The organism is Tepidiphilus olei, from assembly GCF_006980705.1.
GTDB classification, from domain to species: domain Bacteria; phylum Pseudomonadota; class Gammaproteobacteria; order Burkholderiales; family Rhodocyclaceae; genus Tepidiphilus; species Tepidiphilus olei.
The window spans coordinates 15108-39471 of the sequence record NZ_SBHO01000013.1 but is presented as its reverse complement, the minus strand read 5'-3'; the positions used below and the strand labels follow the sequence as shown (position 1 = coordinate 39471).

The 24364-nt window shown below is 64.2% G+C and carries 29 protein-coding genes; 1 reads left to right on the top strand and 28 read right to left on the bottom strand.

Annotated features, from left to right (window positions below):
- Window positions 1-519: 519 nt before the first annotated feature.
- The 20 genes from dnaB to rpoE form a co-directional block, all read right to left on the bottom strand.
- Window positions 520-1893, bottom strand: coding sequence for a replicative DNA helicase (gene dnaB / locus EPD80_RS10960; RefSeq protein WP_142805114.1), 1374 nt, complete (start codon window positions 1891-1893; stop codon window positions 520-522).
- Window positions 1894-2002: 109 nt separating this feature from the next.
- Window positions 2003-2452: a 50S ribosomal protein L9 gene (gene rplI / locus EPD80_RS10955; protein WP_142805113.1), complete on the bottom strand. Its 450-nt coding sequence runs from the start codon at window positions 2450-2452 to the stop codon at window positions 2003-2005.
- A 13-nt stretch (window positions 2453-2465) separates the two neighbouring features.
- Window positions 2466-2714 carry a 30S ribosomal protein S18 gene (rpsR, locus tag EPD80_RS10950; protein ID WP_142805112.1) on the bottom strand — a complete coding sequence of 83 codons (249 nt, stop codon included), beginning with the start codon at window positions 2712-2714 and terminating at the stop codon, window positions 2466-2468.
- Window positions 2707-3006, bottom strand: a complete 300-nt coding sequence (gene priB, locus EPD80_RS10945) for a primosomal replication protein N (protein ID WP_142805111.1) — start codon at window positions 3004-3006, stop codon at window positions 2707-2709. Before priB ends, rpsR begins: the two co-directional genes overlap by 8 nt.
- Before the next feature lie 27 nt (window positions 3007-3033).
- Window positions 3034-3417, bottom strand: a complete 384-nt coding sequence (gene rpsF, locus EPD80_RS10940; protein WP_142805110.1) for a 30S ribosomal protein S6 — start codon at window positions 3415-3417, stop codon at window positions 3034-3036.
- Window positions 3418-3653: 236 nt separating this feature from the next.
- Window positions 3654-4226 carry a CDP-diacylglycerol--glycerol-3-phosphate 3-phosphatidyltransferase gene (gene pgsA, locus EPD80_RS10935; RefSeq protein ID WP_142811754.1) on the bottom strand — a complete coding sequence of 191 codons (573 nt, stop codon included), beginning with the start codon at window positions 4224-4226 and terminating at the stop codon, window positions 3654-3656.
- Window positions 4227-4257: 31 nt separating this feature from the next.
- Window positions 4258-6057 carry an excinuclease ABC subunit UvrC gene (gene uvrC, locus EPD80_RS10930; RefSeq protein WP_142811752.1) on the bottom strand — a complete coding sequence of 600 codons (1800 nt, stop codon included), beginning with the start codon at window positions 6055-6057 and terminating at the stop codon, window positions 4258-4260.
- A 12-nt stretch (window positions 6058-6069) separates the two neighbouring features.
- On the bottom strand, window positions 6070-7137 hold the full coding sequence (gene nagZ / locus EPD80_RS10925; protein ID WP_142811751.1) for a beta-N-acetylhexosaminidase: 1068 nt from the start codon (window positions 7135-7137) through the stop codon (window positions 6070-6072).
- A 14-nt stretch (window positions 7138-7151) separates the two neighbouring features.
- On the bottom strand, window positions 7152-7559 hold the full coding sequence (acpS, locus tag EPD80_RS10920) for a holo-ACP synthase (RefSeq protein ID WP_142811749.1): 408 nt from the start codon (window positions 7557-7559) through the stop codon (window positions 7152-7154).
- The gene (locus EPD80_RS10915) at window positions 7556-8305 is read right to left on the bottom strand and encodes a pyridoxine 5'-phosphate synthase (RefSeq protein ID WP_142811747.1); all 750 of its coding nucleotides are present in this window, start codon (window positions 8303-8305) and stop codon (window positions 7556-7558) included. The genes acpS and EPD80_RS10915 overlap by 4 nt, the downstream gene beginning before the upstream one ends.
- Window positions 8302-9003 carry a DNA repair protein RecO gene (gene recO, locus EPD80_RS10910; protein WP_142811745.1) on the bottom strand — a complete coding sequence of 234 codons (702 nt, stop codon included), beginning with the start codon at window positions 9001-9003 and terminating at the stop codon, window positions 8302-8304. Before recO ends, EPD80_RS10915 begins: the two co-directional genes overlap by 4 nt.
- A gap of 6 nt (window positions 9004-9009) precedes the next feature.
- Window positions 9010-9915, bottom strand: coding sequence for a GTPase Era (gene era / locus EPD80_RS10905; protein ID WP_142805103.1), 906 nt, complete (start codon window positions 9913-9915; stop codon window positions 9010-9012).
- 18 nt (window positions 9916-9933) lie between these two features.
- Entirely contained in the window at window positions 9934-10620 is a 687-nt protein-coding gene (gene rnc / locus EPD80_RS10900; RefSeq protein WP_142805102.1) for a ribonuclease III, read from the bottom strand.
- Window positions 10617-10994, bottom strand: a complete 378-nt coding sequence (locus EPD80_RS10895; RefSeq protein ID WP_169116034.1) for a DUF4845 domain-containing protein — start codon at window positions 10992-10994, stop codon at window positions 10617-10619. Before EPD80_RS10895 ends, rnc begins: the two co-directional genes overlap by 4 nt.
- Window positions 10995-11008: 14 nt before the next feature.
- The gene (gene lepB, locus EPD80_RS10890) at window positions 11009-11797 is read right to left on the bottom strand and encodes a signal peptidase I (RefSeq protein ID WP_142811742.1); all 789 of its coding nucleotides are present in this window, start codon (window positions 11795-11797) and stop codon (window positions 11009-11011) included.
- Between the two features lie 33 nt (window positions 11798-11830).
- Window positions 11831-13624, bottom strand: a complete 1794-nt coding sequence (lepA, locus tag EPD80_RS10885; RefSeq protein ID WP_142811740.1) for a translation elongation factor 4 — start codon at window positions 13622-13624, stop codon at window positions 11831-11833.
- Window positions 13625-13682: 58 nt separating this feature from the next.
- On the bottom strand, window positions 13683-13940 hold the full coding sequence (locus EPD80_RS10880) for a glutaredoxin family protein (RefSeq protein ID WP_142811738.1): 258 nt from the start codon (window positions 13938-13940) through the stop codon (window positions 13683-13685).
- Between the two features lie 3 nt (window positions 13941-13943).
- Window positions 13944-14915 carry a MucB/RseB C-terminal domain-containing protein gene (locus EPD80_RS10875; protein WP_185957770.1) on the bottom strand — a complete coding sequence of 324 codons (972 nt, stop codon included), beginning with the start codon at window positions 14913-14915 and terminating at the stop codon, window positions 13944-13946.
- The gene (locus EPD80_RS10870) at window positions 14915-15469 is read right to left on the bottom strand and encodes a sigma-E factor negative regulatory protein (protein ID WP_142811734.1); all 555 of its coding nucleotides are present in this window, start codon (window positions 15467-15469) and stop codon (window positions 14915-14917) included. Before EPD80_RS10870 ends, EPD80_RS10875 begins: the two co-directional genes overlap by 1 nt.
- Before the next feature lie 9 nt (window positions 15470-15478).
- Window positions 15479-16081 (bottom strand): RNA polymerase sigma factor RpoE, encoded by a 603-nt coding sequence (gene rpoE, locus EPD80_RS10865; RefSeq protein WP_142805095.1) that lies wholly within the window; start codon window positions 16079-16081, stop codon window positions 15479-15481.
- Window positions 16082-16222: 141 nt separating this feature from the next.
- Here rpoE and nadB point away from each other — a divergent pair, with 141 nt between their 5' ends.
- Window positions 16223-17833, top strand: coding sequence for an L-aspartate oxidase (nadB, locus tag EPD80_RS10860; RefSeq protein WP_142811732.1), 1611 nt, complete (start codon window positions 16223-16225; stop codon window positions 17831-17833).
- Window positions 17834-18200: 367 nt separating this feature from the next.
- Here the strand turns inward: nadB and fabF are convergent, their stop codons facing one another.
- The 8 genes from fabF to EPD80_RS10820 form a co-directional block, all read right to left on the bottom strand.
- Entirely contained in the window at window positions 18201-19439 is a 1239-nt protein-coding gene (gene fabF / locus EPD80_RS10855; RefSeq protein WP_142805093.1) for a beta-ketoacyl-ACP synthase II, read from the bottom strand.
- Window positions 19440-19466: 27 nt separating this feature from the next.
- On the bottom strand, window positions 19467-19706 hold the full coding sequence (acpP, locus tag EPD80_RS10850) for an acyl carrier protein (protein ID WP_142805092.1): 240 nt from the start codon (window positions 19704-19706) through the stop codon (window positions 19467-19469).
- An 82-nt stretch (window positions 19707-19788) separates the two neighbouring features.
- Complete coding sequence (gene fabG / locus EPD80_RS10845) at window positions 19789-20541, bottom strand: 3-oxoacyl-ACP reductase FabG (RefSeq protein WP_142805126.1); 753 nt, start codon at window positions 20539-20541, stop codon at window positions 19789-19791.
- Window positions 20542-20562: 21 nt separating this feature from the next.
- Complete coding sequence (fabD, locus tag EPD80_RS10840) at window positions 20563-21507, bottom strand: ACP S-malonyltransferase (protein WP_142811730.1); 945 nt, start codon at window positions 21505-21507, stop codon at window positions 20563-20565.
- Between the two features lie 14 nt (window positions 21508-21521).
- On the bottom strand, window positions 21522-22487 hold the full coding sequence (locus EPD80_RS10835) for a beta-ketoacyl-ACP synthase III (protein WP_142811728.1): 966 nt from the start codon (window positions 22485-22487) through the stop codon (window positions 21522-21524).
- The gene (plsX, locus tag EPD80_RS10830) at window positions 22484-23542 is read right to left on the bottom strand and encodes a phosphate acyltransferase PlsX (RefSeq protein ID WP_142811726.1); all 1059 of its coding nucleotides are present in this window, start codon (window positions 23540-23542) and stop codon (window positions 22484-22486) included. The genes EPD80_RS10835 and plsX overlap by 4 nt, the downstream gene beginning before the upstream one ends.
- 80 nt (window positions 23543-23622) lie before the next feature.
- The gene (gene rpmF, locus EPD80_RS10825) at window positions 23623-23802 is read right to left on the bottom strand and encodes a 50S ribosomal protein L32 (RefSeq protein ID WP_142805088.1); all 180 of its coding nucleotides are present in this window, start codon (window positions 23800-23802) and stop codon (window positions 23623-23625) included.
- A 63-nt stretch (window positions 23803-23865) separates the two neighbouring features.
- Complete coding sequence (locus tag EPD80_RS10820; RefSeq protein WP_142811724.1) at window positions 23866-24354, bottom strand: YceD family protein; 489 nt, start codon at window positions 24352-24354, stop codon at window positions 23866-23868.
- Window positions 24355-24364 lie beyond the last annotated feature (10 nt).

The window sequence follows — 24364 nt, the reverse complement described above, 5'->3', positions numbered from 1 at the left end:
GATCAAACTCTCAGGTTCAATCCATAAAACCTCGCACGCATCTAGCGATGCGCGTGCCAGCGCACCCATCCCGCGCCAACACCCACACCGCTCGACTGTCCCCAAATTCTTAAAGAACTCCTTCCAACCCCACACCACCTCAGTGGCGCGGCAGAACCAGTATTATTCCTTACTTCTCCACCGCAGTCAACCCCGGCAAGGCGCGATTCCACAACCCTCTCACCACCGGCAATCGACCTACACCCCCCACTTCGGCCACACGACACCGGGGCCGCAGCAGGAGAGAGGCGCATTTTAGGCAATGGCAGCAATGAGTGCAAACAAGAAATTTTGATCGAACTCATAAGGACGACTCGAAATGCCGTCACCAGCGGCTGCGGATCAAGATTCAAGGAGCACGGAATGCGTGACATATCAAATGGATAGGAGAGCATCAGAGCGCCGGACGACCCGACATGCAGCCGCGGCGCAGGTCAGTCGCGGCGCTCTAGCCACACGCCGATCTGCGAGTCGACTTCATCAGAACGAGGTAGAGGCGAAGCTTTCGAAACGGGTGTGCTCACCGAAGAAGCTGAGGCGAATGGTACCGGTTGGGCCGTTACGATGCTTGGCGATGATGATCTCGGCCACGCCCTTGTCGGGGGTATCGGGGTTATAGACCTCGTCACGGTAGATGAACATGATGATATCAGCATCTTGCTCGATCGCGCCGGATTCGCGCAGATCCGACATGACCGGCCGCTTGTTCGGCCGCTGCTCGAGACTGCGGTTGAGCTGCGACAGGGCGATGATCGGTACGTTGAGTTCCTTGGCGAGCGATTTCACCGACCGGGAGATTTCGGAGAGCTCCGTGGCGCGGTTGTCGCTCTCCCGCGTACCGGTCATCAGCTGCAGATAATCGACGACGATGAGTCCGAGTTTGCCGCACTGCCGCGCCAGACGTCGAGCGCGGGCGCGCAGATCGATGGGATTCAAGGCGGGAGTCTCGTCGATGAAGATGGGGGCCTCGTAGAGTTTACCCATGGCTGCGGTCAAACGCTGCCAATCATCGTCGGACAGACGTCCTCGACGCAGGTTTTGCATGTCGATACGCCCGAGTGAAGCGAGAAAACGCGTGGCAAGCTGGGTGCTGGGCATTTCCATGGAAAAAACGGCCACCGGTAAGCGTTGATGGAGAGCGACGTGCTCGGCGATGTTGAGCGCGAGCGTCGTTTTTCCCATGGCCGGGCGACCGGCGAGAATGATCAGATCGGAGGGTTGTAGTCCTGAGGTTTTCTCGTCGAGATCGATATAGCCCGTGGGAATGCCGGTGACTTCACTGGGGTCTTCGCGGTCATAGAGTTCCTGGACACGATCGACCACGAGTTTGAGCGCCTGACCAATGGGGATGAATCCAGTGATACTGCGGGCTCCCGCCTCGGCGATCTCGAAGATCTTGGATTCGGCCTCATCGAGCAAAGACTTGGCGTCGCGCCCCATGGGACTGAGGGCGGAAGCGGCAATCTCGTCGGCGACGGCTATGAGTTTGCGCAGGATGGCGCGCTCGCGGATGATTTCGCCATAGCGTCGAGCATTGGCGGCCGAAGGGGTCTGGTTGGCGAGCTCGGCAAGGTAGGCAAGACCGCCCGCGGCTTCGGCTTCTCCACTCTTTTCCAGAGATTCATGAACGGTGACCACGTCGGCGGGACGCCCCTGTTCGAGGAGTCGGCTGACGTGACGGAAAATGCGTTTGTGTTCGTCGCGATAGAAGTCGTCAGGCCCGACGAGATCAGCGACTCGCTCCCAAGCGGTATTGTCGAGGAGCAAGCCGCCAAGCAGCGCCTGTTCGGCTTCGAGCGAATGAGGCGGCAGCTTGAAGGCGGAGGAAGGGGTGAACATGAGTTCGTCGGACATGGAACCAAAGTCTCGCTACGCAAGGTGAAGGGCTATTCTAGCGCCGAAAAAGACGAGCGCCGGACCCGGAGGTGCGGCGCTCGTCGTTGGGTGCGAACAGGGAGGAGGATCAGTGCTCGCCGAGCACCGAGACCTTGATGATGACGCGCACGTCGGTGTGCAGCGCGATCTCGATCTCGGTCTCGCCGACGCTCTTGATCGGGCCTTGGGGCATGAGAATCTGGGCGCGGGGAATATCGTAACCCAGGGCTTCCAGCCCTTCAGCGATGTCGATGTTGGTCACCGAGCCAAAGAGACGCCCATCCTCACCGGCCTTGCGGGTGATTTGTACCGTGATCCCTTCGAGACGAGTGGCGAGCGCTTGGGCGGCAGCGAGTTTCTCTGCCTGCTGACGCTCGAGTTCCGCACGACGGCGTTCGAATTCGGCGATGTTCTCGGGCGTGGCGCGCTTGGCCTTCTTTTGGGGAATGAGGTAGTTGCGCGCGTAGCCGTCTTTGACCTTGACGATGTCGCCGAGGTTGCCGAGGTTGGTGACCTTCTCCATCAGAATGACTTGCATGTCTGGCCTCCGCTCACTCGTGCTGGTCGGTATAAGGCAACAGCGCCAGGAAACGGGCACGCTTGATGGCGGTAGCAAGCTGGCGCTGATAGCGGGCGCTGGTGCCAGTGATGCGCGCGGGCACGATCTTGGCGACTTCGGTGATGAAGTCTTTGAGCAGCTCGACGTCTTTGTAGTCGATCTGTTCGATGCCTTCGGCCGTGAAACGGCAATATTTGCGGCGGCGGGAGAATCCGCGTCCGCCCCGTTCTGGTCTAGCCATGTTCTTTTCCTTCCATGTGTCGTAATTCGGTGATGTGTAGGATCGGCGTGCGGCTCTTTAGCGTCCGTGCAGCCAGGAAACCCGTACAGTGGATCACGGCGCCCAGCGGCAGCTCGGCCAGCCGAAGCCCGCATTCACCGAGGGATTTGATGCCGACCTCGAACTCGATGCGGCGCTCGGCGCCGGCTTCGGTCTGCGTCGAACGATGGGCAAGCACGCCCTCGAAAACCGGGATGCCCGCTGGCGTGTAACGCAGGCCACGACTAGAGATCAGCACGCCCTCGAGTTCCACACGGTTGCACACCGATCGGGCAAAAACTCAGACTGCCGGGCTGGATTCGGCGGCGGGCTCGGCTGCCGGGGTTTCCAGCAGGGAGCGAGACTTCTCGTCCTTCATCATCGGAGAGGGCTCGGTGATCGCCTTTTCCATGCGCACGGTGAGGTGACGCAACACGGCATCGTTGAATCTGAATGCCGTTTCGAGCTCTTCGAGGGTCTCGCCGTCACATTCGATGTTCATCAGCACGTAGTGTGCCTTGTGCACTTTCTGAATGGAATAGGCGAGCTGGCGACGACCCCAGTCTTCGAGGCGATGGATCTTGCCGCCACGGCCGGTGATGAGGTTGCGATAGCGCTCGACCATGGCCGGAACTTGCTCGGACTGGTCCGGATGGACGATGAAGACGATTTCGTAATGTCGCATGTAGACTCCTTATGGTTGACGAGCAGCCTCCCGACATGCGTTCCGGTGAGGCAAGGGAAATGTTCAATATAGCAAAATACTTGGACAATGTCTAGCGAACGCAAAGGGCGTAAGGATTACTCGAGCAAACGTCGTTTGTGGTTGAAGGGGGAATGCTCCCTGCGCAGGGGCGAAGATGCCGTTCGCAACCAGAGCCCGCCAGCGAGCCCTGAGCATGGCAATCGTTCGCCAGTCCCTCAAGTCATGCCTTCGCGCAACAGCGGCCAAGCGCGGCGCAGGTAATAAATCATGGAAACGATGGTGAGCAAAGCCGCCAGCCACAGCATCGCCTGCCCCCAGAAGGGGGTGTCGAAGTGCGGCAAGGGGCTCCAGTAGAGGAGCACGGGGATGGCGATGAGCTGGACGGTGGTCTTGAGCTTGCCGATGAAGGCAACGGCCACCGAGCCGCGGTTGCCGAGTTCGGCCATCCATTCGCGCAAGGCCGAGATGGTGATCTCGCGCCCGATGATGATGAGGGCAGCCAAGGCATGCGCCCGCCCCAGATCGACGAGCACGATGAGGGCGGCGGCAACCATCAGCTTGTCGGCCACCGGATCGAGGAAGGCACCGAAACGCGACTGCTGTCCGAGCCGGCGAGCGAGGTAGCCGTCAAGCCAGTCGGTGATCGCGGCCGCGGTAAAGATGATCGTAGCCCAGAGATTGACGACTTCAAGGCGCAGCCAGCCTTGGGGAAGATAGAAGAGCAGGACGAAGACGGGGATGAGGGCGATACGCCCCCAAGTGATCAGATTGGGAATGTTCCAGCGCATCGTGTCCCGTCCCTTCGCGTCTCTTCTGCCGTCACTGGTCATGCAGCGCATTATAGAGGGTTTGGGCGAGCCGCCGGTCGATGCCGGGCACGCGGCATAGGTCTTCGACCGTGGCTTCCTTCACTCCGTCGAGCCCGCCGAAGGCTGCGAGCAGTGCCTTGCGCCGTTTGGGGCCGATGCCAGGGATATCCTCGAGGCGGGAACCGGTGCGCGATTTCGCGCGGCGGGCGCGGTGGCCGGTGATGGCGAAGCGGTGCGCCTCGTCGCGCACGGTCTGGATGAGATGCAGCGCCGGCGAAGACGGCGGCAGCTGCAGGGGCGCCCGTCCGTCGGCGAAGACGAGGGTCTCGAGGCCGGGTTTGCGCGCTTCACCCTTGGCCACGCCCACGAGCGGCAGTTCGAGCCCGAGTTCGTCGAGCACCCGGGCGGCGACCTCGAGCTGCCCCTTGCCGCCGTCGATGAGCACGAGATCCGGGCGCGGCGCCTCGCCCTCGGCGACCCGCTCATAACGGCGGGTGAGCACCTGGCGCATGGCGGCATAGTCGTCGCCCGGCGTGATGCCTTCGATGTGATAGCGCCGGTATTGCGAGGGGTTCATCCCCTCCCCCTCCCAGACGACGCAGGAGGCCACGGTGGCTTCGCCCATGGTGTGGCTGATGTCGAAGCATTCGATGCGCCGCGGCGGCTCGGGCAGGTCGAGCGCCGCGGCCAGCTCCTGCAGCTGGGTGCGGGCACGCTCACCGCCGCGCAAGCGCGCTGTGATCGCCACCCGGGCGTTCGCTTCGGCCATCTCCAGCCAGGCGCGGTCGGTGGCACCGCGTCCGGCACTCACGGCAATGGGGCGTTCGGCAAGGAACTCTACGAACTCGGCCAATTCCGGCGAGGCAAGATTGGTGAGGATGCGATCGGGCCAGGGCCGGTCCTGGTAGTGCTGCTCGAGGAAGGCGTGGAGCACGTCGACTGGCTCGGCTCCCTCGGCCTGCTGCGGAAAGAGGGGACGGTCTCCGAGATGCCGCCCGCCGCGCACCATGGCGAGGTTCACGCAGACGAGTCCGCCTTCGGCGATGACGACTAGGATGTCGACGTCCTCGTCGCGGCGACTGTCGACGGCCTGCTGGTGCAGCACCGATTGCAGGGCGCGGAGGCGGTCCCGCAGGCGGGCGGCCTCTTCGAAGTCGAGGCGCTCGCTCGCGGCGTTCATCGCCGCGGTGAGCGTCTCGATCACCTCGGTCGATTTGCCGGAGAGAAAGCGCGCGGCCATCTCGACCTGTTGCCGGTATTCCTCTACGCTCACTTTGCCGACGCAGGGCGCGGTGCAGCGATGAATCTGGTGCAGCAGACAGGGGCGCGAACGGTTGCGGAATACCGAGTCGGCGCAGGTGCGCAGCTCGAAGAGTTTTTGCACGAGCTGAATGCTCTCGCGCGCCGCCCAGCCGTTCGGATAGGGTCCGAAGTACCGTTCTCCTTTGTGCAGCGCACCACGGTAGGTCTGAATGGCGGGGAAGTCGCCGCCGGTGAGCCGAATGTAGGGATAGGATTTGTCGTCGCGAAAGAGGATGTTGTAGCGCGGCGACAACGTTTTGATGAGGTGATTCTCGAGGATGAGCGCTTCGGCCTCGGAGCGCACGAGCGAAATGTCGACGCGTTCGATCTGGCGCACCATCAAGGCGATGCGCGGGCTCGGCAAGCGGGTGCGGAAGTAGCTCGCCAGGCGTCGGCGCAGGTTCTTCGCCTTGCCGACGTAGAGCACGGTCTCGTCGGCGCTAATCATGCGATAGACGCCGGGCGATTCGGGCACCGTCTGCAGAAAAGCCGAAGCGTCGAAACTCATGGCAGGAACGGATCAAAACCAGACATTGCGCTGCGACCAGTCGCGCACGCGTTCGCGCGCCTGCAGGTAGGGTTCGAAGAGCTCGAGCTCGAACGGATCGGGAATGCGCGGGGAACCAAGGAGCCCTTGGCGGCGCGCGATGACGTCCGCCGTCTCCTCCGGCCACGCCGCTTCGAGCAGATGCCCCACCCACTCGGGGCGATTGCACACGAGCGCCATGTCGCAACCGGCCGACAACGCCGCCGCGACGCGCGCACGAGGATCGTCCCCCGCGGCTCCAGCCCCCGCCATGCCGAGATCGTCGGAGAGCACGGCCCCGCGGAAACCCAGCCGAGCGCGCAGCACTTCTCCGAGCCAGAAGGCGGAAAATCCCGCCGGTTCGGGGGCACAGCGTTCATAGCGCACGTGCGCCGGCATGACGCCGGCCAGCGAGCGCAACAGGCGATGACGATAGGGCACGAGGTCGCGCTGCCAGATCGCCTCGAAAGGGCGGGAATCGACCGGCAGCGTCTCGTGCGAGTCGGCGGCCACCGCGCCGTGGCCGGGAAAATGTTTGCCGACGGCGCGCACTCCCATCATGGCGAGCCCCGCCACCAGCGCCTGGGCGAGCCGCGCGACCACGCCGGCATCGTCGCTGAAGGCGCGGTCACCGATCACCGCGCTCACTCCTGCCTCGACGTCGAGCACAGGGGCAAAAATGAGATCGATGCCGTGCGCGGCGAGTTCCGCGCCGATGACGAGCCCGACGTCGTAGGCGAGCGCCACCGCCTGCTCGGGGTCGCGTTCGTACTCATCGCCGAGCCGGCGCATGGGGGCGACCGGGGTGAAGCCATCGCCGCGGAAGCGCTGCACGCGCCCGCCTTCCTGATCGACGGCGATGACCAATGGCCCCGGGCGGGCGGAACGCATCGCCTGGACCAGGGCGGCGAGCTGGGCCGAATCGCGATAGTTGCGGGCAAAGAGAATGACGCCGCCCACGGCCGGATGGGCGAGACGGCGCAACTCCTCCGGGCTCGGTTCGAGACCGGCGAGATCGATCATCAAGGGGCCGGGCGGCAAAGAAGATACGGCAATATTCATGGGACCTGGGCTTGTCAGGCAGGGGGGAAAGTCGGCGATTCGCCCTCGCTACGCTCAAGCACGACGAAGGCGACGGCGTACTCGCGCTCGTCGGCAAGGCTCAAGTGCGCCCTCAGGTCGGCCGTGGCGAGTCGGGCCGCAAGGGCCTCGGCGAAGGCGAAGAAGGGACGCCCGCGGGCATCGTGCGCCACCCACAGATCCTGCCAGCCGAGCGACGCCCCCAGCCCCGTGCCCCAGGCCTTGGCGAAAGCCTCCTTGGCGGCGAAGCGCTTGGCGAGCAAGCGCTCCGGCATGGCCGCACGAAAAAATTCTTCCCGTTCGGCCGGAGCGAGGATGCGTTCGGCGAAGCGCGAGCCATGGCGCGCGAGCGCGGCAGCCAGACGCTCGATACGTACGAGGTCGGTGCCCACGCCCACGATCATCGGGCGCAGACCTCGCGCATCAGCCGTTTCATCTCGCGCACGGCCTCGCGCAGGCCGGTGAAGACGGCACGGCTGACGATGGCATGACCGATGTGCAGTTCCCGCACGCCGGGCAGGGCCGCCACCGGCTGAACGTTGTAATAATTGAGGGCATGCCCCGCATTGAAGCGCATACCCAGCCCCATGATCGCCTCCCCCGCCCGGCGTACCTTGTCGAGTTCGGCCTGCACGGCGGAGTGTGCCAGATCACGCCCGGCGGCATGGAAGGCGTGGGCGTAGGGGCCGGTGTGCACCTCGCAGACTTCGGCGCCGATGCGGCTCGCAGCCTCGACCTGACGAGGATCGGCATCGAGAAAGACGCTGACGACGATGCCGGCGTCGCGCAAACGGGAGACGACACCCCGCAAGCGGGCCTCGTCGCGCACGATGTCCAGCCCCCCTTCGGTGGTGATCTCCTGGCGCCCCTCGGGAACCAGCATGGCCATTTCCGGTTTCAGGGCGCAGGCGATCGCCACCATCTCGTCGGTGGGAGCCATCTCGAGGTTGAGCTTGATGTGCGTGAGCTCGCGTAGCCGGCGGACATCGGCATCCTGGATGTGACGGCGATCCTCGCGCAGATGGACGGTGATGCCATCGGCCCCACCCAGATGCGCCTCCACCGCCGCCCATACGGGGTCGGGTTCGTAAGTGCGGCGCGCCTGGCGCAGCGTGGCGACGTGGTCGATGTTCACTCCGAGTTCGATCATTCGAGCAGCTCCCGTAACATGCGTCGTGCCTGCAATTCCTGCCCGTCGAGGGCATGGTCGATGAGCCGGCGTGTGAGCGCGCGCACTTCGGCGAGCGTCGCCGGCCGGCTCCAGCATCCAGCGCGCAGATCTTCCAGTGTCTGGGCGCTCAGCACCACCTCGCCCGGAGCCGATTCGCCTTCCATGAGCGGTACCAACCCGCGGTGCGGCTCGAAGCGATAGCGCCCGGCCACGGTGTGCGGCCAATCCAGGCCATAGCCGAGCGCGGCGAGGAAGGCGAGTTCGAAGCGGCGCAACACCGGCGCAAGCGGTTCGCCCGCAGCGAGCGCACGCACCGCCGCATCGTAGGCGAGGAAGACCTCGCGGTGGGGATCTTCGCGCGCGAGCAGCCGCAGCACCAGTTCGTTGAGATAATACCCGCACCACAGCGCCCTGCCCTGCGGCAGGGGCACCCCGCCGGCCCAGTCGGCCCGCGTGAGGGTACGCACTTCGCCCGCCCCGCTCCAGCCGAGCACGAGCGGTTGGAACGTGAGCAGCACGGAGCGCAGCTGGGAACCCGGGCGGCGCGCGCCCTTGGCGACCAGCGCCAAGCGCCCGTGTTCGAGCGTGAGCACCTCGAGCAACAGGCTCGTCTCGCGCCAGGGACGCGCGTGCAAGACGTAGGCGGGCTCGGCCTCGACCCGTTGCCGCCGCGCCATGCGCCCTCAGCCGTCGTAGCCCAGCGAGCGCAGCGCCTGTTCGTCATCGGCCCAGCCACTGCGCACCTTGACCCAGACTTCGAGATAGACGCGCGCCTCCAGCAGATTCTCCAGCTCCTGGCGCGCCTCGGTGGCGATGCGCTTGATGCGCTCGCCGCCGCGGCCGATCACGATCGCCTTGTGCGGTTCACGCTCGACGATCACCGCGGCGTAGATGCGGCGCAAGTTGCCTTCGACTTCGTAGCGCTCGATCTCCACGGCGATGCCATAGGGCAGCTCGTCGCCGACGAGACGGAAGACTTTCTCCCGCAGATATTCGGCGGCGAGAAAGCGTTCGCTGCGATCGGTGATCATGTCGGGGTCGTAGATCGGCTCTCCCTCGGGCAGATAGGGTTCGAGGGCGCGCAGGAGCTCGTCGGTGTGCTCGTCTTTTTCTGCCGACAGAGGCACGATCTCGGCGAAAGACCGACGTTGCGCCATTTCGGCGATGAAGGGCAGCAGCAGTTTCTTGTCTTTGAGGCGGTCGACCTTGTTGATGACGAGCACCACCGGCACGTTTTCCGGCAACAGCGCCATCACCTGGGCATCTTCGCCCGTGAAACGGCAGGCTTCGATCACGAAGACGATGACGTCGACCTCGGAGAGCGCCTGGGTGACGGTGCGGTTCATCAAGCGGTTGAGGGCCCGCTTGTGCCGCGTCTGGAAGCCGGGCGTGTCGACGAAGACGAACTGTGCCCGATCCGTGGTGAGGATGCCGTGGACGCGGTGGCGCGTCGTCTGCTGTTTGCGCGAAACGATGCTCACCTTGTGGCCGACGAGGCGGTTCGTCAGGGTGGACTTGCCGACGTTGGGGCGACCGACGATGGCGGCATAGCCAGCGCGAAAAGGGGAAGCAGAGGAAGTATCGTTCATCGGGGCTTTGGAAATGGTTCAGGTCTCTCCCAACTGCGCCAGAATCTTGGCAGCGGCATCTTGCTCGGCGGCGCGGCGGCTGGGCCCTTCGCCTTCGGCGGAAAGTCCGATCGCTTCGGCCTGCGCCCGCACCTTGAAGTGCTGGGCATGCGCCGGGCCGCTGACACTGACGATCTCGTAGCGCGGCACGGGATGATGCCGACCTTGCAGCCATTCCTGCAGACGGGTCTTGGGATCCTTGAGGCGTTCGAGCGGACCGAGCGCGGCGAGTTCCGGTTCGAGGATGCGCGCCACCAGCTCGCGCGCGGCCTCATAGCCGCCGTCGAGCAGCACCGCGCCGACGATGGCCTCGAGCGCATCGGCAAGCAGTGAAGGGCGACGATTTCCGCCAACGCGCCGCTCTCCCTCACCGATGACGAGATACTCGTCGAGCCCCAGGCGCAAGGCCGCGGCGGCCAAAGTCTCTTGGCGCACGAGGCTCGCGCGGGCACGGGAGAGCGTCCCCTCGGGTTCGTCGGGATGGCGGCGATAGAGGAGCTCGGCCACCGCCAGGTCGAGCGCGGCATCGCCGAGAAATTCCAGACGCTCGTTGTGCCCTTCGCCCGCGCTGCGGTGTCTGAGGGCGGTGAAGAGCAGATCTTGTGCATGAAAGCGATGACCGAGACGCGCTTGCAGCGCCGTCCACTTTTCCTCACGCTCGCTCATGGCGCCCCTGTCGCGGCAGCGATCTCGAAATCGAAGGCGAGGCTGACGTTGGCTACGAGAGGAACGAGCCGCTGATAGCGTACCTCGATCTTCGTGCGCCCCTCCTCGCGGGTGATGACGAGGTCACGGCCATCCACCGAAGTAAAGCCGTCGATGGTAGCGAACTTTCCGAACTCGGTGCGCAGCTGAGACGGGGGCGTCTGCGGATCTGCGCGCTGGGCAATCTCAGCGAGCGCCCGTTTGATTGCGGCGTATTCGGTATAAACGGGGACGATGCGCAGCGCGAGGATCAGGACGATGCCGACGAGCACCCCCCAGAAGATCACGCCCAGCAAACTGACCCCTTGCTGCCGACGTACCAGCGCCGTGCCCATACGCCCTCCTTGTTTCATTGGATTCGACCAATACGCGAGAGGTCGGAAAAATTCAGCCAGATGAAGAAGGCCCTGCCGACGATGTTCTCCTCAGGCACGAACCCCCATACTCGGCTGTCACTGCTGCCATCCCGATTATCGCCCATGACGAAGTAGTGTCCAGGCGGTACCGAGCAGCGCACCCCCCGACGATTGTACTCGCAACGGTCGGCATGGGGGAATTCGAGCCGTTGCGTAACGAACGGTGGAGCGATGTCGTCGACGAGGATCTCGTGCGGGCGCTCCCCTAGATATTCGCGCCAGCGGGTGGAATAATACAGCCGATCGGCATGAAAATAGTCCGGTAAAGGCTCGTAGCGCACCGGCACGCCGTTGATGCGCAGCTTTTTGTCAAGATACTCGACGTAATCCCCAGGCAAACCGACGACTCGCTTGATGTAATCGACTGACGGGTCGACCGGATAGCGAAACACCATGACATCCCCACGCCGGGGTTCTCCCACGGGGATGATGACGTGGTTCACCAAGGGCAAGCGAATGCCATAGGAGAACTTGTCGACGAGGATGAAGTCGCCCGCGAGCAGCGTCGGGATCATCGACCCCGAAGGAATCTTGAACGGTTCGACCACGAAGGAGCGCAGCACGAAGACGGCGAGGATCACCGGGAAAAAGCTCGCCCCGTATTCGACCCACCAGGGTGCAGGAGCCCCCTCGGGGCGGCGTTTTCCCACCACCCAACGATCGAGCGCCCAGAGCACGCCCGTGGCGAGCGTGAGCAGGAAGAGGATCAGCGCGAAATTCATGGTTCCCTGCCTTGGAGAGTGCGGCGAGGCCGGTCAGGCTTCGTCGGTACGCAGCACCGCGAGGAAAGCCTCCTGCGGGATCTCGACGTTACCGACCTGCTTCATGCGTTTCTTGCCGGCCTTCTGCTTTTCGAGGAGCTTCTTCTTGCGAGAAATGTCGCCGCCATAGCACTTGGCGAGCACGTTCTTGCGCAACGCCTTGATCGTCTCGCGCGCGATGATGTGCGAGCCAATGGCCGCCTGCAGCGGCACGTCGAACATCTGCCGCGGGATGAGGCTGCGCAGTTTCTCGACGAGCTCACGGCCGCGTCGCTGAGCGCTGGCGCGGTGCACGATCACCGAGAGCGCATCGACTTTCTCACCATTGACGAGGACGTCGAGCTTGACGAGATCGGCAGGGCGGTATTCCTTGAATTCGTAGTCGAGCGAGGCATAGCCGCGCGACACGGACTTCAACCGGTCGAAGAAGTCCATCACCACTTCGTTCATCGGCAGCTCGAAGATCGCGTGGACCTGCCGGCCGTGGTAGCGCAGGTCGACCTGCACGCCGCGCTTCTGGTTGCACAGCGTGAGCACGGGGCCGAGGTAGTCCTGCGGCACGAAGATGTGCGCCGTGATGATGGGTTCGCGGATCTCCTCGATCTTGCTGGGATCGGGCAGACGCGAAGGATTTTCGATGCGCTGCACCTCGCCCGAGCGCAGCACCACTTCATAGACGACCGAAGGCGCCGTGGTGATGAGGTTCTGGCCGAACTCGCGCTCGAGCCGCTCCTGCACGATGTCCATGTGCAGCAGCCCGAGAAAGCCGCAGCGGAAACCGAATCCCAGCGCCTGCGAGGTCTCGGGCTCGAACTGCAGCGCCGCGTCGTTCAACTTGAGCTTTTCGAGCGCCTCGCGCAGGGAATCGTATTCGCTCGATTCCACGGGATAGAGGCCGGCGAAGACCTGCGGCTTGATCTCGCGAAAGCCGGGCAGCGGCTCGGAAGCGACGCGAGGCAGCGTCGTGATGGTGTCGCCGACCTTGGCCGCACGCAGCTCCTTGATGCCGGCGACGACGAAACCCACTTCACCGCACTCGAGCGCATCGCGTTCGAGCGAGCGCGGCGTGAAGACGCCGAGCCGCTCGATCGCGTACTCGGCCCCGGTCGACATCAGCCGGATGCGCTCGCCGCGAGCGAGTCGCCCATCGACCACCCGCACCAGCATGACGACGCCGACGTAGTTGTCGAACCAGGAATCGATGATGAGCGCGCGGGTGGGCGCCTCAGGATTTCCACGCGGAGGCGGTACCCGGCGCACCACGGCTTCGAGCACCTCCTCGATCCCCAAACCCGTTTTGGCCGAACAGAGCACGGCTTCGCTCGCATCCACGCCGATGACGTCTTCGATCTCGGCGCGCGCGCGCTCGGGGTCGGCCTGCGGCAGGTCGATCTTGTTGAGCACCGGCACCACCTCGACACCGAGCTCGATCGCTGTGTAGCAGTTAGCCACCGTCTGCGCCTCCACCCCTTGGGAGGCATCGACCACGAGGAGCGCCCCCTCGCAAGCGGATAGCGAGCGGCTCACCTCGTAGGAGAAATCGACGTGTCCCGGCGTGTCGATGAGGTTGAGCTCGTAGGTCTGGCCGTCGCGCGCTCGGTACATGAGTGTAGCGGTCTGCGCCTTGATGGTGATGCCGCGCTCGCGCTCGAGATCCATGGAGTCGAGCACGCGATCCTCCATCTCGCGATCGGATAAGCCGCCGCAATACTGGATGAGCCGATCGGCGAGCGTCGACTTGCCGTGGTCGATGTGGGCGATGATCGAGAAGTTGCGTATGTTTTTCATCGGCACACAAAAAAAGCCCCGCGGGGCAGTGGAGAGCGGTACGAAAGATTCATCCCGATCATTCTAACGGAAAACGGCTCAAATAGTCATGAACGCTTGCTGCATCGCAGCGATGGCGACAGATTTCCACGCTCCCATGCAGGACGACCGGAATCGCCCGGCCATAGCGTTGACGCCAGGCCGGATCCGCATCGACGTCGCGTTTGACCACGGTAAAACCATAGTGTCGTGCGATGGGCATGAGTTCCTCCACCATGTCATCGCACAAATGGCACCCCGGGCGCGACAAGACCCATAGGACACGCTCCTGGGACATCGCTCACTGCGCTCCCTGGTGTCGTACCATCGCATCGAGCAAAGCGCGCAGGGTCACGTCGGGCACTTCACCCATCGCGGTACGCAGCGCGCCCGGCTCCCGCCGGCGCACCACCTTCGTGGCACCAAAATGGTCCGTCTTCTCGCCCATTTCGTCCCCGTCCCATGGCTCGAAGAACACGGAGACGCTCACCAGGCCATCCCCGATCTGCCACTGAGTGATCGTCTTACCCGATGGCCCTCGCCGCTGGAAGACGGCCTCGAGCTCGAACCCTGCAGGCATGACGGTGAACGCCCAGCCTGTATCGGCGGCCTCGATTCGCCTGCCACGCAGATCGATACGCTGCCAATCTTCATGAGCGCCGAATTTCCGTCGTACCTGCGCGACATCGGGAAGACCCGTCACGCGGAAATCGGAAAAAAACTGCGTCTCCAGTACCCGAACCGGCGCCTCGTCCCAGATCGTTCGCTTCAACACGATCCCACTTTCTTTGTCGATCCACCATTCCTGACCGAACCGCAAGGCGTCGCGTGGCACGAGCCGTATCCCGACCACCTCACGCCCCGCCTCACGGCCCTCGCCGAGCGGTTCGATCTGGTAGGATGCCTCGATGCGGCCCACGGAGCCGCGCGGATGGTAAGGCACCCCGGATCCGCCCGCAGCCCGATCCATCAATACCAATTTCTCCTCGGGCAAAAAGCAGCGCACCTCCTCACCGATACGGACGGTTTCACGGGGTTCGCCCTCGAGCACCTCGACCCACTCGACCCGCTTTCCCTCCTTATTCATATGAGTCACGCGAAGCGTTTGCACCCGATCGCCGATCTGCAGCACCACCGTACCGTGATAATCGATGTCCGGCGGAGATAGGGAGCGCTCGAGCAAGCGAAGGACGTCTTCCGAGGCACTCGCCAGCGCCGAGGCCCATGCCACGAGGAGACAGACCATGAACCGCACTTTTGCCGCGAAGCGCATCAACGCCCCCCTTGCTGCTGCGCCATCACCCGGGCATAGCGAAGTCCGCCGACACCCGCGGGACCATGAGCATTGCCATAAGCGATCCAATAAATCTGCTCGTCCGGCGTTTGAGGGAGAGAACCCGAATTCGAGGGCGCAGCAATTTCCGCCTCCGCCAAACGCATGGCGTTCGCGTTGCCTGCGTCCTCGCGAGGCGTTTGCCACAGCCCCCAGCCGACGGCAAGGACGAGCGCCGCTGCGGCCGCAGTGGCAAACCAGTGTATTTTCGGTTCGTTGGCCACGGCGCGTACGTCGCGCTCGAGCCCGACGCGCGTCACGGGGCTTGGTTCGAGCGCGATCCGTCTCAGGATCACCGAGCATAAGTCACGCTGGCGAGGTCCGGGGAGTTCCCCCCGCAGAGCCTCTCCTATCAGGTGATAGGCTAGCCAGCGCTGAGCCATGGCCGGGTCGTTCGTGAGCCGTTGCACCCACGAAGCGGTGTCCGCGTCGTCGAGCTCACCATCCACCAAGGCCGACAGCGCTTCTGGAGTCGTTTTCGTGTCGCGCATCATCGTCGTTTCCTACCAACGTCGATCGGGGGCCGTATCGAGCAGCGGCCGCAAACGTTGCGCGATCGCCTCGCGCGCACGGAAGATTCGCGAACGCACGGTGCCGATCGGGCAGCCCATCACTTGGGCGATTTCTTCGTAGCTCAGCCCTTCGAGCTCGCGTAGCGTGATTGCCGTGCGCAGCTCTTCGGGCAAGGACTGAATCGTCTCTTCCACCGTCTGAGCGATCTCCTGGGTGAGGAGCAAATTCTCCGGCGTCTCGCTGTCACTGAGCAGATCGAGTTCATCCCACTGCTCTCCCTCCTCCGTCTGATGGACGGTGGCGCTCGCGGAAGGGCGGCGATTGGAGGCCATCAAGTGATTCTTCGCGGTATTGATGGCAATGCGATAGAGCCAGGTATAGAACGCACTGTCGCCGCGAAACGAATCGAGCGCCCGATAGGCCTTGATGAAGGTCTCCTGAGTCAAGTCTTCCACCTCCGCCGGGTCGCGCACTAGGCGCGACAACAACCGCTGCACTTTGCGCTGATATTTCGACACGAGCAACCCGAAGGCGTTCTGATCGCCTTGGCGCACACGCGCTACGAGCTGCTGATCGATCTCACGGTTGGTCATAGGAAGCGAGCCTGACGTTCCTGTCGGAGATTCATTATACCGACCCGCTTCCCCAATCCTCGCGAAAATCGACCCACGGAGCAGGGATTTGGTTCCTCCCTTGTGATAACCTTTTCATCTCTCCCCTTCCTTTCTTCCTCGATGGAACACTTCGACGTCCTCATCCTCGGCAGCGGCCTGGCCGGACAGAGCGTGGCGCTCAAACTAGCCGACCAGCGAAAAGTCGCGCTCATCACCAAGCGCACCTTGATGGAGAGCGCCAGCGCCTACGCCCAAGGCGGCATCGCCGCAGTACTCGACGATGCCGACAGCATCGAAGCCCACGTTCGTGACACTCTCGTGGCCGGCGCGGGCCTGTGCGACCCGAAAGCCGTGCGCTTCGTGGTCGAACGCGGCAAGCAGGCCATCGACTGGCTGATCGCCCAAGGCGTGCCTTTTTCGCGCGACGAGCGCGGTCAGTACCATCTCACCCGCGAGGGAGGACACTCGCAGCGGCGCATCATCCACGCGGCGGATGCCACCGGTGCCGCCGTCCAGCAAACGCTCACCGAAAAGGTGAAAGCTCATCCCAACATCCAGGTGTTCGAGCAGCACATCGCGATCGATCTCATCACCGGCGCGAAGCTCGGTCGACCCGAACTGGGTTGCCTCGGCGCTTACGTCTTCGACCGGCAGGCCGGACACGTGCGCACCTTCTCGGCCGCGCACACGGTGCTCGCCACCGGCGGTGCGGGCAAGGTCTACCTCTATTCGACCAACCCGGACACCGCCACGGGCGATGGCATCGCCATGGCCTGGCGCGCCGGCTGCCGCGTGGCGAACATGGAATTCATCCAGTTCCATCCCACCTGCCTCTACCATCCCCACGCCAAATCCTTCCTCATCAGCGAGGCGGTGCGCGGCGAAGGCGGCATCCTGCGGCTACCCAATGGCGAGCGATTCATGCCGAAACACGACCCGCGCGCCGAGCTCGCGCCGCGTGACATCGTGGCGCGAGCCATCGACTATGAGATGAAGCGGCTCGGCATCGAGTGCGTCTACCTCGACATCACGCACAAAGATCCGGACTGGATCCGCAGCCATTTCCCCAACATCTACGCGCGCTGCCTGGAACTGGGAATCGACATCACCAAACAGCCGATCCCGGTGGTGCCGGCGGCGCACTATACCTGCGGCGGTGTCAAGGTCGACCTTTCCTCCCGCACCGACCTCCCGCACCTGTACGCGGTGGGCGAATCGACCTGCACGGGGCTGCACGGCGCGAATCGCCTGGCGAGCAATTCCCTGCTCGAATGCCTCGTCTTCGGGGAAGCCGCGGTGCAAGACATGCTGGCGCAACCTCCACGTGCCCCCCTGCCGTTGCCGGACTGGGACGAGAGCCGTGTGACCGACGCCGACGAGGAAGTGGTGATCGCGCACAACTGGGACGAACTGCGCCGCTTCATGTGGGACTACGTCGGGATCGTGCGCACCACCAAACGCCTGCAGCGGGCGATGCACCGCATCCGGCTGCTCGAGCGCGAGATCGCCGAGTACTATGCGAACTTTCGTGTCAGCAACGACCTCATCGAACTGCGCAACCTGGTGACCGTGGCCGAGCTCATCGTGCGCTGCGCCCTCAGGCGCAAGGAGAGCCGCGGCTTGCATTACACCAAGGATTATCCCGAGACCCTACCGGTCGTCCGTAATACCATCCTGCGACCGCGGCGGCCGACCAGTGGCGCACCAGTACGCCAAGGCCCAACGATCTGACTCGGGCAAAGCGGGGAGCTCGACGAGACAAGTGGCAACGCGGCCGCCACGCCTCGGCCGCGCCTGCAGCAATACCCAGGGGCCGAAGCGGTGCATGCGTGTGCGATGACGGAGGTCCTTGCCTTCGGCAAAGGAGAGGCTCCAACCGGGCCACAACCAAAGCATGCCTCTCGCCGACGGGCGGCGAAACAGCTGCCGAACAGAGATACCGAGAGCCGCGCCGATCATGAGCGTTACCGGCCAGCGAAAGTAGAGGACGGAGAGGAAAACGCTCGCCGTACCCAGGGTGAGCGCCAGAAAGATCGCGAACCTCGGTAGCGGCACGACGAGCCGGCGTGGCTTCATCGGGCCGCCATCCATATATCATTCACATCCGCTTGAAGAGCAGCGTGCCGTTGGTGCCGCCGAAGCCGAAGGAATTGGACAGCGCCGCACGGATGCGGGTGGGACGGGCGACGTTTGGGCAGTAGTCCAGGTCGCACCCCTCGCCGGGCTCTTCGAGATTGATCGTGGGCGGCACGACCTGGTGATGCAGCGCGAGCACGGTAAACACGGCCTCGACCCCACCGGCTGCGCCCAGCAGATGCCCGGTCATCGACTTGGTCGAACTCACCACCAGCTGCCGCGCATGCTCGCCGAAGGTTCGCTTCACCGCCACCGTCTCGGCCACGTCGCCCAGCGGCGTGGAGGTGCCGTGGGCATTGATGTAGTCGATCTCGTCGGGTGCCATGCGCGCGTCTTTGAGCGCGTTGCGCATGCAGCGCATGGCACCATCGCCATCCTCGCACGGCGCCGTCATGTGAAAGGCATCGGCGCTCATGCCATAGCCCCCCACCTCGGCGTAGATGCGTGCACCGCGGGCCTTGGCGTGCTCGTATTCTTCGAGCACCAGGACCCCGGCCCCCTCGCCGAGCACGAACCCGTCGCGGTCTTTGTCCCAGGGGCGGCTCGCACGTTCGGGCTCTTCGTTGCGCGTGGACAGCGCCTTGGCCGAAGCGAACCCGCCGATCGCCAGTGGCGTTACCGTCGATTCGGCTCCGCCGGCGATCATCACGTCGACGTCGCCGTATTGAATCATGCGCGCCGCCTCGCCGATGCAGTGCGTAGCGGTACTGCAGGCGGTCACCATCGCCAGACACGGCCCCTTGATGCCGAAGTGAATCGACAGATGTCCGGCGATCATGTTGATGATGGTGGCAGGAATGAAGAAGGGGGAGATCCGACGCGGACCGGTTTTGAGGAATTCGCCATGCGTCTCTTCGATCATCGGCAGACCGCCGATGCCGGAGCCGATGTTGATACCTACGCGCTCGGCATTCTCTTCGGTGATTTCGAGCCCCGAATCACGCATGGCCTGGATCCCAGCCGCCATCCCGTAATGAATGAAGACGTCCATACGGCGCGCCTCTTTCTTCGGGATATAGGCCTCCACGTCGAATCCCTTGACCTCGCCGGCGATGCGCACCGGAAAACCGGAGGCGTCGAAACGACTGATGGGAACGATGCCGGAGCGCCCGGCAACGACGTTGGCCCAAGCTTCTTCGACGGTATTACCCACCGGGGAGACGATACCCATCCCGGTGACGACGACTCTGCGACGGGTCAAGGTTGGCTCCGTAGTCGAAAAAGGGGATTATTTCTTGGCGTGGTTGGTGATGTAGTCGATGGCCTGCTGCACCGTGGTGATCTTTTCGGCGTCTTCGTCCGGAATCTCGCATTCGAACTCTTCTTCCAACGCCATCACCAGTTCGACGGTGTCAAGTGAATCTGCGCCGAGATCCTCGACGAAGGAGGATTCATTCTTGATTTCGGCTTCATTGACGCCCAGCTGCTCGGCGACGATTTTCTTGACACGCTGCTCGATGTTTTCCATTTCAGGAAACTCCTTGAACGGGATGTGGAAAAAACGGGATTATTCTACCAAAGTTGGGAAGTTTGCAATGGTTCGTTACACGTCAGGCCGCCAAGTACATGCCGCCATTGACGTGTAGTGTGACGCCGGTGACGTAAGAAGCCGCCGGCGAGGCGAGAAAGAGTACTGCCGCGGCCACTTCTTCCGGCGAACCGAACCGACCCAGGGCAATGCGACCGGCCAGGGCATCGCGGGCCTCGTCGCCGAGCGCCCGGGTCATGTCGGTGTCGATGAAACCGGGGGCGATACAATTTACCGTGATGCCACGGCTGCCCAGCTCGAGCGCGAGCGAGCGGCTCATGCCGGCCACGCCCGCTTTCGCCGCGGCGTAATTGGCCTGACCGGGGTTGCCCGAATGCGCCACCACGGAGGTGAGGTTGACGATGCGGCCGTAGCGCGCCTTCATCATCCCCTTGAGCACGAGCTTGCATAGGCGGAAAGTCGCCTTGAGATTTGTGTCGAGCACGGCGTCCCATTCCTCGTCCTTCATGCGCAGGGCGAGATTGTCGCGGGTGATGCCGGCGTTGTTCACCAACACGGCGATGGGGCCGTGGCGCTGTTCGACGGCACCGATGAAGGCCGTGGCCGCAGCCGCGTCGGTGACGTCGAGCCGCATCCCCTCGCCGGCGATACCCTCGGCGCGCAGCGCTTCGGAGATGGCGGCAGCCCCCTCGTCGGTGGTCGCCGTACCGATCACCTTGGCCCCCGCTTGCCCCAGGGCGAGTGCGATGGCTCGGCCGATGCCGCGGGAGGCTCCCGTGACGACGGCCGTCTGGCCGTCGAGGCGAAACTGGATCATGTCTTCCCCTCTTCCTTGTCAGCCCTTGATGCCGAGCGCCTCGAGCGCCGCATGCAGGGTCGCCGCGTCGGCGAGCGCCCCACCCTCGAGGTCCTTGACGATGCGCTTGGTGAGCGCGGCGAGCACCTTGCCGGGCCCGCATTCATGGACGTGCGTGATGCCGCGATGCGCCGCCTCTTCGATCGTCTCGATCCAGCGCACGGGGCGCCAGGCCTGCTCGACGAGGGCACGGCGAATCTCCTCCGGGTCGCGGTGTTCGGCGACATCGACGTTGTGCAGCACGGGAATACGCGGCGGGCGCAGCGCGATGCCGGCGAGGCGCTCGGCAAGCCGCTCGGCGGCCGGTTTCATCAGTTCGCAGTGAAAAGGGGCGCTCACCGGCAGCGGCACGGCGCGCTTGGCTCCGGCTTCTTTGGCGAGCGCCGCAGCGCGTTCGACCGCCTCCTTGTGCCCGGCGATGACGATCTGCCCCGGAGCATTGAGATTGGCCGGGGCGACGATGCCCCCCGTCTCGGCAGCGGCCTGGCGACAGACGGATTCCAGCGCCGCCACGTCGAGCCCCATCACCGCAGCCATGGCGCCGACGCCGGCCGGAACCGCTTCCTGCATCGCCTGGGCGCGCAATCGCACCAACGGCAGCGCGTCGACAAACGACAGACTCTCCGCGGCCACCAATGCCGTATATTCTCCCAGGCTGTGTCCCGCAAGGAGCGCCGGTTCGGGGCCACCCAGGGCGCGCCAGGCGCGCCACACGGCCACACCGGCCGTGAGCATCAGCGGCTGGGTATTGACCGTGAGGGCGAGCCGTTCGGCCGGGCCTGACAGGGCCATCTCCCAGAGATCCTCGCCGAGGATGTCGCTCGCCTCGGCAAAGGTCTCACGGATGGCCGGCAGCCCCTCATAAGGGGCCATCATGCCGACGGACTGCGACCCCTGACCGGGAAACACGAACATGAAACGCATGATCCTCCGTCTCCTCAATAGCGCAGCAGCGCCGCACCCCAGGTGAAACCGCCGCCGATGCCCTCGAGCAAAAGCGTCTGCCCTGGACGAACCTTGCCCTCGGCGATGCCGACGTCGAGCGCCAATGGAATGGAAGCCGCCGACGTATTGCCGTGCCGATCCACCGTGCTGATGACTCGCTCGGGTGGCAGCCCCAGGCGCTTGGCCGTGGCTTGCAGGATGCGGACGTTGGCCTGGTGAGGGATCAGCCAATCGAGCGATTCGACTGGCAGTTTGGCCAGATCGAGCACTTCGTGCGCCACTTCGGCGAGCACCTGGACGGCGAATTTGAACACCGCCTGCCCTTCCATGCGCACGAAGGGATCTCCTTGCACTTTACCCGCGCCCACCTGCCCCGGCACCCACAACTCGGCGTGATGTCGCCCGTCGGCGTGCAGTCGGGTGGCGAGGATGCCCGGCAGTTCATCGGCTTCGAGCACGATGGCGCCGGCCCCGTCGCCGAAAAGCACACAAGTGGAGCGATCGTTCCAGTCGAGGATGCGAGAGAAGACTTCGGCGCCGACCACCAGCGCGCGGCGTGCCTCCCCCAGGCGCAGGAACTTGTCGGCGAGCGCCAGCGCATAGACGAAACCGCTGCACACCGCCTGGACGTCGAACGCAGGCGCCCGATTGGTCATGCCCAGCTTGGCCTGCAGGAGAGTGGCCGTACTGGGGAAAACGTAATCCGGCGTGGAGGTGGCGAGTACGAGGAGGTCGATGTCGTCGGGCCGACAATCGGCCCGCTCCAGGGCATGCCGTGCGGCGATGAGGGCAAGGTCGCTCGCCATCTCCCCCTCGGCGGCGAAATGCCGCGCGGCAATGCCGGTGCGGGTGCGAATCCATTCATCCGACGTGTCGATGCCGCGCGCGACCAGATCGTCGTTGGTGATGGGAACTCCGGGCAGATGGCTACCCGTGCCGATGATGCGGGAAAATCTCATGACGATGCCACCTCGGTGACGGGCGAGGCGGCCCGTGGCCACGCCCCCGCCATTTTTCGTTCGATGCGCTCGACCAGGCGATGCGCCGCCGCCTCGGCCGCCCGATCCAGAGCCTGACCGAAGGCATAGGCATCGGCCCCGCCGTGGCTCTTCACCACGACCCCGCGCAATCCCACCAACACCGCGCCGTTGTAGCGGCGCGGATCGACGCGATTTTTGAATCGTTTGAGCACCGGATAGGCCGCCAGCCCCATGAGGCGAGTCAGCAGACTGCGGTTGAATTCCTCGCGCAGGATGAGCGCGAGCATCTGCGCGAGACCCTCGGTCGTCTTGAGGGCGACGTTGCCGACGAATCCGTCGCACACCACCACATCCGCCTGGCCGGAGTAGATGTCCTCGACGTTGCCGACGAAATTGAGGTCGGTGGCACGCAGCAGCGCCGCGGCTTCCCGCACCACCTGATTGCCTTTGATGTCTTCGGCGCCGATGTTGAGCAACCCCACCCGGGGAAGCTCCACCTGCTCGACGGCGGACACGAGCAACGACCCCATGATGCCGAATTGACGCAAGTGCTCGGCGGTGCAATCGACGTTGGCCCCGAGATCGAGCACCCAGACGCGACTACCTCGCGCCGGCAACACCGTGGCAATGGCTGGGCGATCGATACCGGGCAGCGTCTTCAACACGAAGCGTGCGATCGACATCAAGGCACCGGTATTCCCCGCGGAGACCGCCGCCTGCGCCCGGCCCGCCTTGATCTGCTCGATCGCCACGCGCAAGGAAGAATCCTTCTTGTTGCGCATGGCGGACGTGGGCGCCTCGTCCATCTCGACGACCTGGGAAGCCGGCACGAGCTCGATTCGCTCCCCGAATCGACGACGAAGGCGCCCCACCTCTGCCTCGAGCACGGATGGCTGCCCCACTGCAAGCACGGAAACATCCGAACGCCGGCGCAGGAAAGACTCGATCGCCGGCAAGGTGACTTGCGGTCCGTGATCCCCGCCCATGCAATCCACGGCAAGCACGAACGGCTTTGCGCGCTCAGAAGCTGTCATGATCAGTCACGATAAACGGGCAAGCGCGCACCGAGAGGCGGCACGAAGCGCGCGAGCTCATCGATCGCAAGAGAATGGGATCATTCGCCGCCGACGTCGATCACTTTACGGCCGCGGTAAAAGCCGCCCGGAGTGACGTGATGACGCAGATGCACTTCCCCCGTGGTGGGATCGACGGCGATCGGCGGGTTCTTCAACGCCTGGTGCGCGCGGTGCATCCCACGCTTCGAAGGGGACTTCTTGTTCTGCTGAACGGCCATGACCGGATACTCCTCTAGTTCGAACAGGCCGGACGATGCCGGCCCAAAAAGTTCAGGATTGTCTCACGAGCGCTTCAGTTGCGCCAAGACCGCAAAAGGAGAAAGCGCTTCACCCGCCTCCCATGGCCCTGGGGGTTCACAGGCTTCATGCCGCGCGAACACCGGCAACTCGAGCAAAATCTCGTCTTCCACCAGCCCTGCCACGTCGAGCGCCCCTGCGAAGTGGATCGCGTCACAGGATTCATCCTCGAGTTCCTCCTCGGGGATGTCCTCGTCGGCACGATAGAGCGACAAACGCCGCGCCACGGCAAAAGCCCAATCCAACGGCCCCAGGCAACGCTCGCAGCGCAAAACGGCTACACCTTGAGCGGACACATCGAGCGCAGCGCGACCATCTTCGAGACACGCCCCCGAGACGCGCCAGCGCACCGCCCCCAATTCGAGCACGGAAGCGGATAGGCGCGACAACTCGCCGGATCCGAACTCGCCGCAGAGCGAATCGGCATCCCGTGCGAACACCAGCGGATCGGGCAGGGTCACGTTTTGCGACATAAGTTCTCAA

Excerpts from the sequence above, each read along its gene's own strand:
- rpsR (WP_142805112.1), bottom strand. The coding sequence starts at position 2,714 with ATGGCTAGACCAGAACGGGGCGGACGCGGATTCTCCCGCCGCCGCAAA.
- acpS (WP_142811749.1), bottom strand. The coding sequence starts at position 7,559 with ATGATCGTGGGCGTGGGCACCGACCTCGTACGTATCGAGCGTCTGGCT.
- lepB (WP_142811742.1), bottom strand. The coding sequence starts at position 11,797 with ATGAATTTCGCGCTGATCCTCTTCCTGCTCACGCTCGCCACGGGCGTG.
- uvrC (WP_142811752.1), bottom strand. The coding sequence starts at position 6,057 with ATGAGTTTCGACGCTTCGGCTTTTCTGCAGACGGTGCCCGAATCGCCC.
- EPD80_RS10895 (WP_169116034.1), bottom strand. The coding sequence starts at position 10,994 with ATGGGCACGGCGCTGGTACGTCGGCAGCAAGGGGTCAGTTTGCTGGGC.
- rnc (WP_142805102.1), bottom strand. The coding sequence starts at position 10,620 with ATGAGCGAGCGTGAGGAAAAGTGGACGGCGCTGCAAGCGCGTCTCGGT.
- EPD80_RS10835 (WP_142811728.1), bottom strand. The coding sequence starts at position 22,487 with ATGAGATTTTCCCGCATCATCGGCACGGGTAGCCATCTGCCCGGAGTT.
- lepA (WP_142811740.1), bottom strand. The coding sequence starts at position 13,624 with ATGAAAAACATACGCAACTTCTCGATCATCGCCCACATCGACCACGGC.
- nadB (WP_142811732.1), top strand. The coding sequence starts at position 16,223 with ATGGAACACTTCGACGTCCTCATCCTCGGCAGCGGCCTGGCCGGACAG.
- pgsA (WP_142811754.1), bottom strand. The coding sequence starts at position 4,226 with ATGCGCTGGAACATTCCCAATCTGATCACTTGGGGGCGTATCGCCCTC.
- plsX (WP_142811726.1), bottom strand. The coding sequence starts at position 23,542 with ATGACAGCTTCTGAGCGCGCAAAGCCGTTCGTGCTTGCCGTGGATTGC.
- EPD80_RS10915 (WP_142811747.1), bottom strand. The coding sequence starts at position 8,305 with ATGATCGAACTCGGAGTGAACATCGACCACGTCGCCACGCTGCGCCAG.
- rplI (WP_142805113.1), bottom strand. The coding sequence starts at position 2,452 with ATGCAAGTCATTCTGATGGAGAAGGTCACCAACCTCGGCAACCTCGGC.
- rpmF (WP_142805088.1), bottom strand. The coding sequence starts at position 23,802 with ATGGCCGTTCAGCAGAACAAGAAGTCCCCTTCGAAGCGTGGGATGCAC.
- fabD (WP_142811730.1), bottom strand. The coding sequence starts at position 21,507 with ATGCGTTTCATGTTCGTGTTTCCCGGTCAGGGGTCGCAGTCCGTCGGC.
- dnaB (WP_142805114.1), bottom strand. The coding sequence starts at position 1,893 with ATGTCCGACGAACTCATGTTCACCCCTTCCTCCGCCTTCAAGCTGCCG.
- nagZ (WP_142811751.1), bottom strand. The coding sequence starts at position 7,137 with ATGAATATTGCCGTATCTTCTTTGCCGCCCGGCCCCTTGATGATCGAT.
- recO (WP_142811745.1), bottom strand. The coding sequence starts at position 9,003 with ATGGCGCGGCGGCAACGGGTCGAGGCCGAGCCCGCCTACGTCTTGCAC.
- EPD80_RS10820 (WP_142811724.1), bottom strand. The coding sequence starts at position 24,354 with ATGTCGCAAAACGTGACCCTGCCCGATCCGCTGGTGTTCGCACGGGAT.
- rpoE (WP_142805095.1), bottom strand. The coding sequence starts at position 16,081 with ATGACCAACCGTGAGATCGATCAGCAGCTCGTAGCGCGTGTGCGCCAA.
- EPD80_RS10875 (WP_185957770.1), bottom strand. The coding sequence starts at position 14,915 with ATGCGCTTCGCGGCAAAAGTGCGGTTCATGGTCTGTCTCCTCGTGGCA.
- acpP (WP_142805092.1), bottom strand. The coding sequence starts at position 19,706 with ATGGAAAACATCGAGCAGCGTGTCAAGAAAATCGTCGCCGAGCAGCTG.
- era (WP_142805103.1), bottom strand. The coding sequence starts at position 9,915 with ATGAACGATACTTCCTCTGCTTCCCCTTTTCGCGCTGGCTATGCCGCC.
- EPD80_RS10880 (WP_142811738.1), bottom strand. The coding sequence starts at position 13,940 with ATGTCCCAGGAGCGTGTCCTATGGGTCTTGTCGCGCCCGGGGTGCCAT.
- EPD80_RS10870 (WP_142811734.1), bottom strand. The coding sequence starts at position 15,469 with ATGATGCGCGACACGAAAACGACTCCAGAAGCGCTGTCGGCCTTGGTG.
- rpsF (WP_142805110.1), bottom strand. The coding sequence starts at position 3,417 with ATGCGACATTACGAAATCGTCTTCATCGTCCATCCGGACCAGTCCGAG.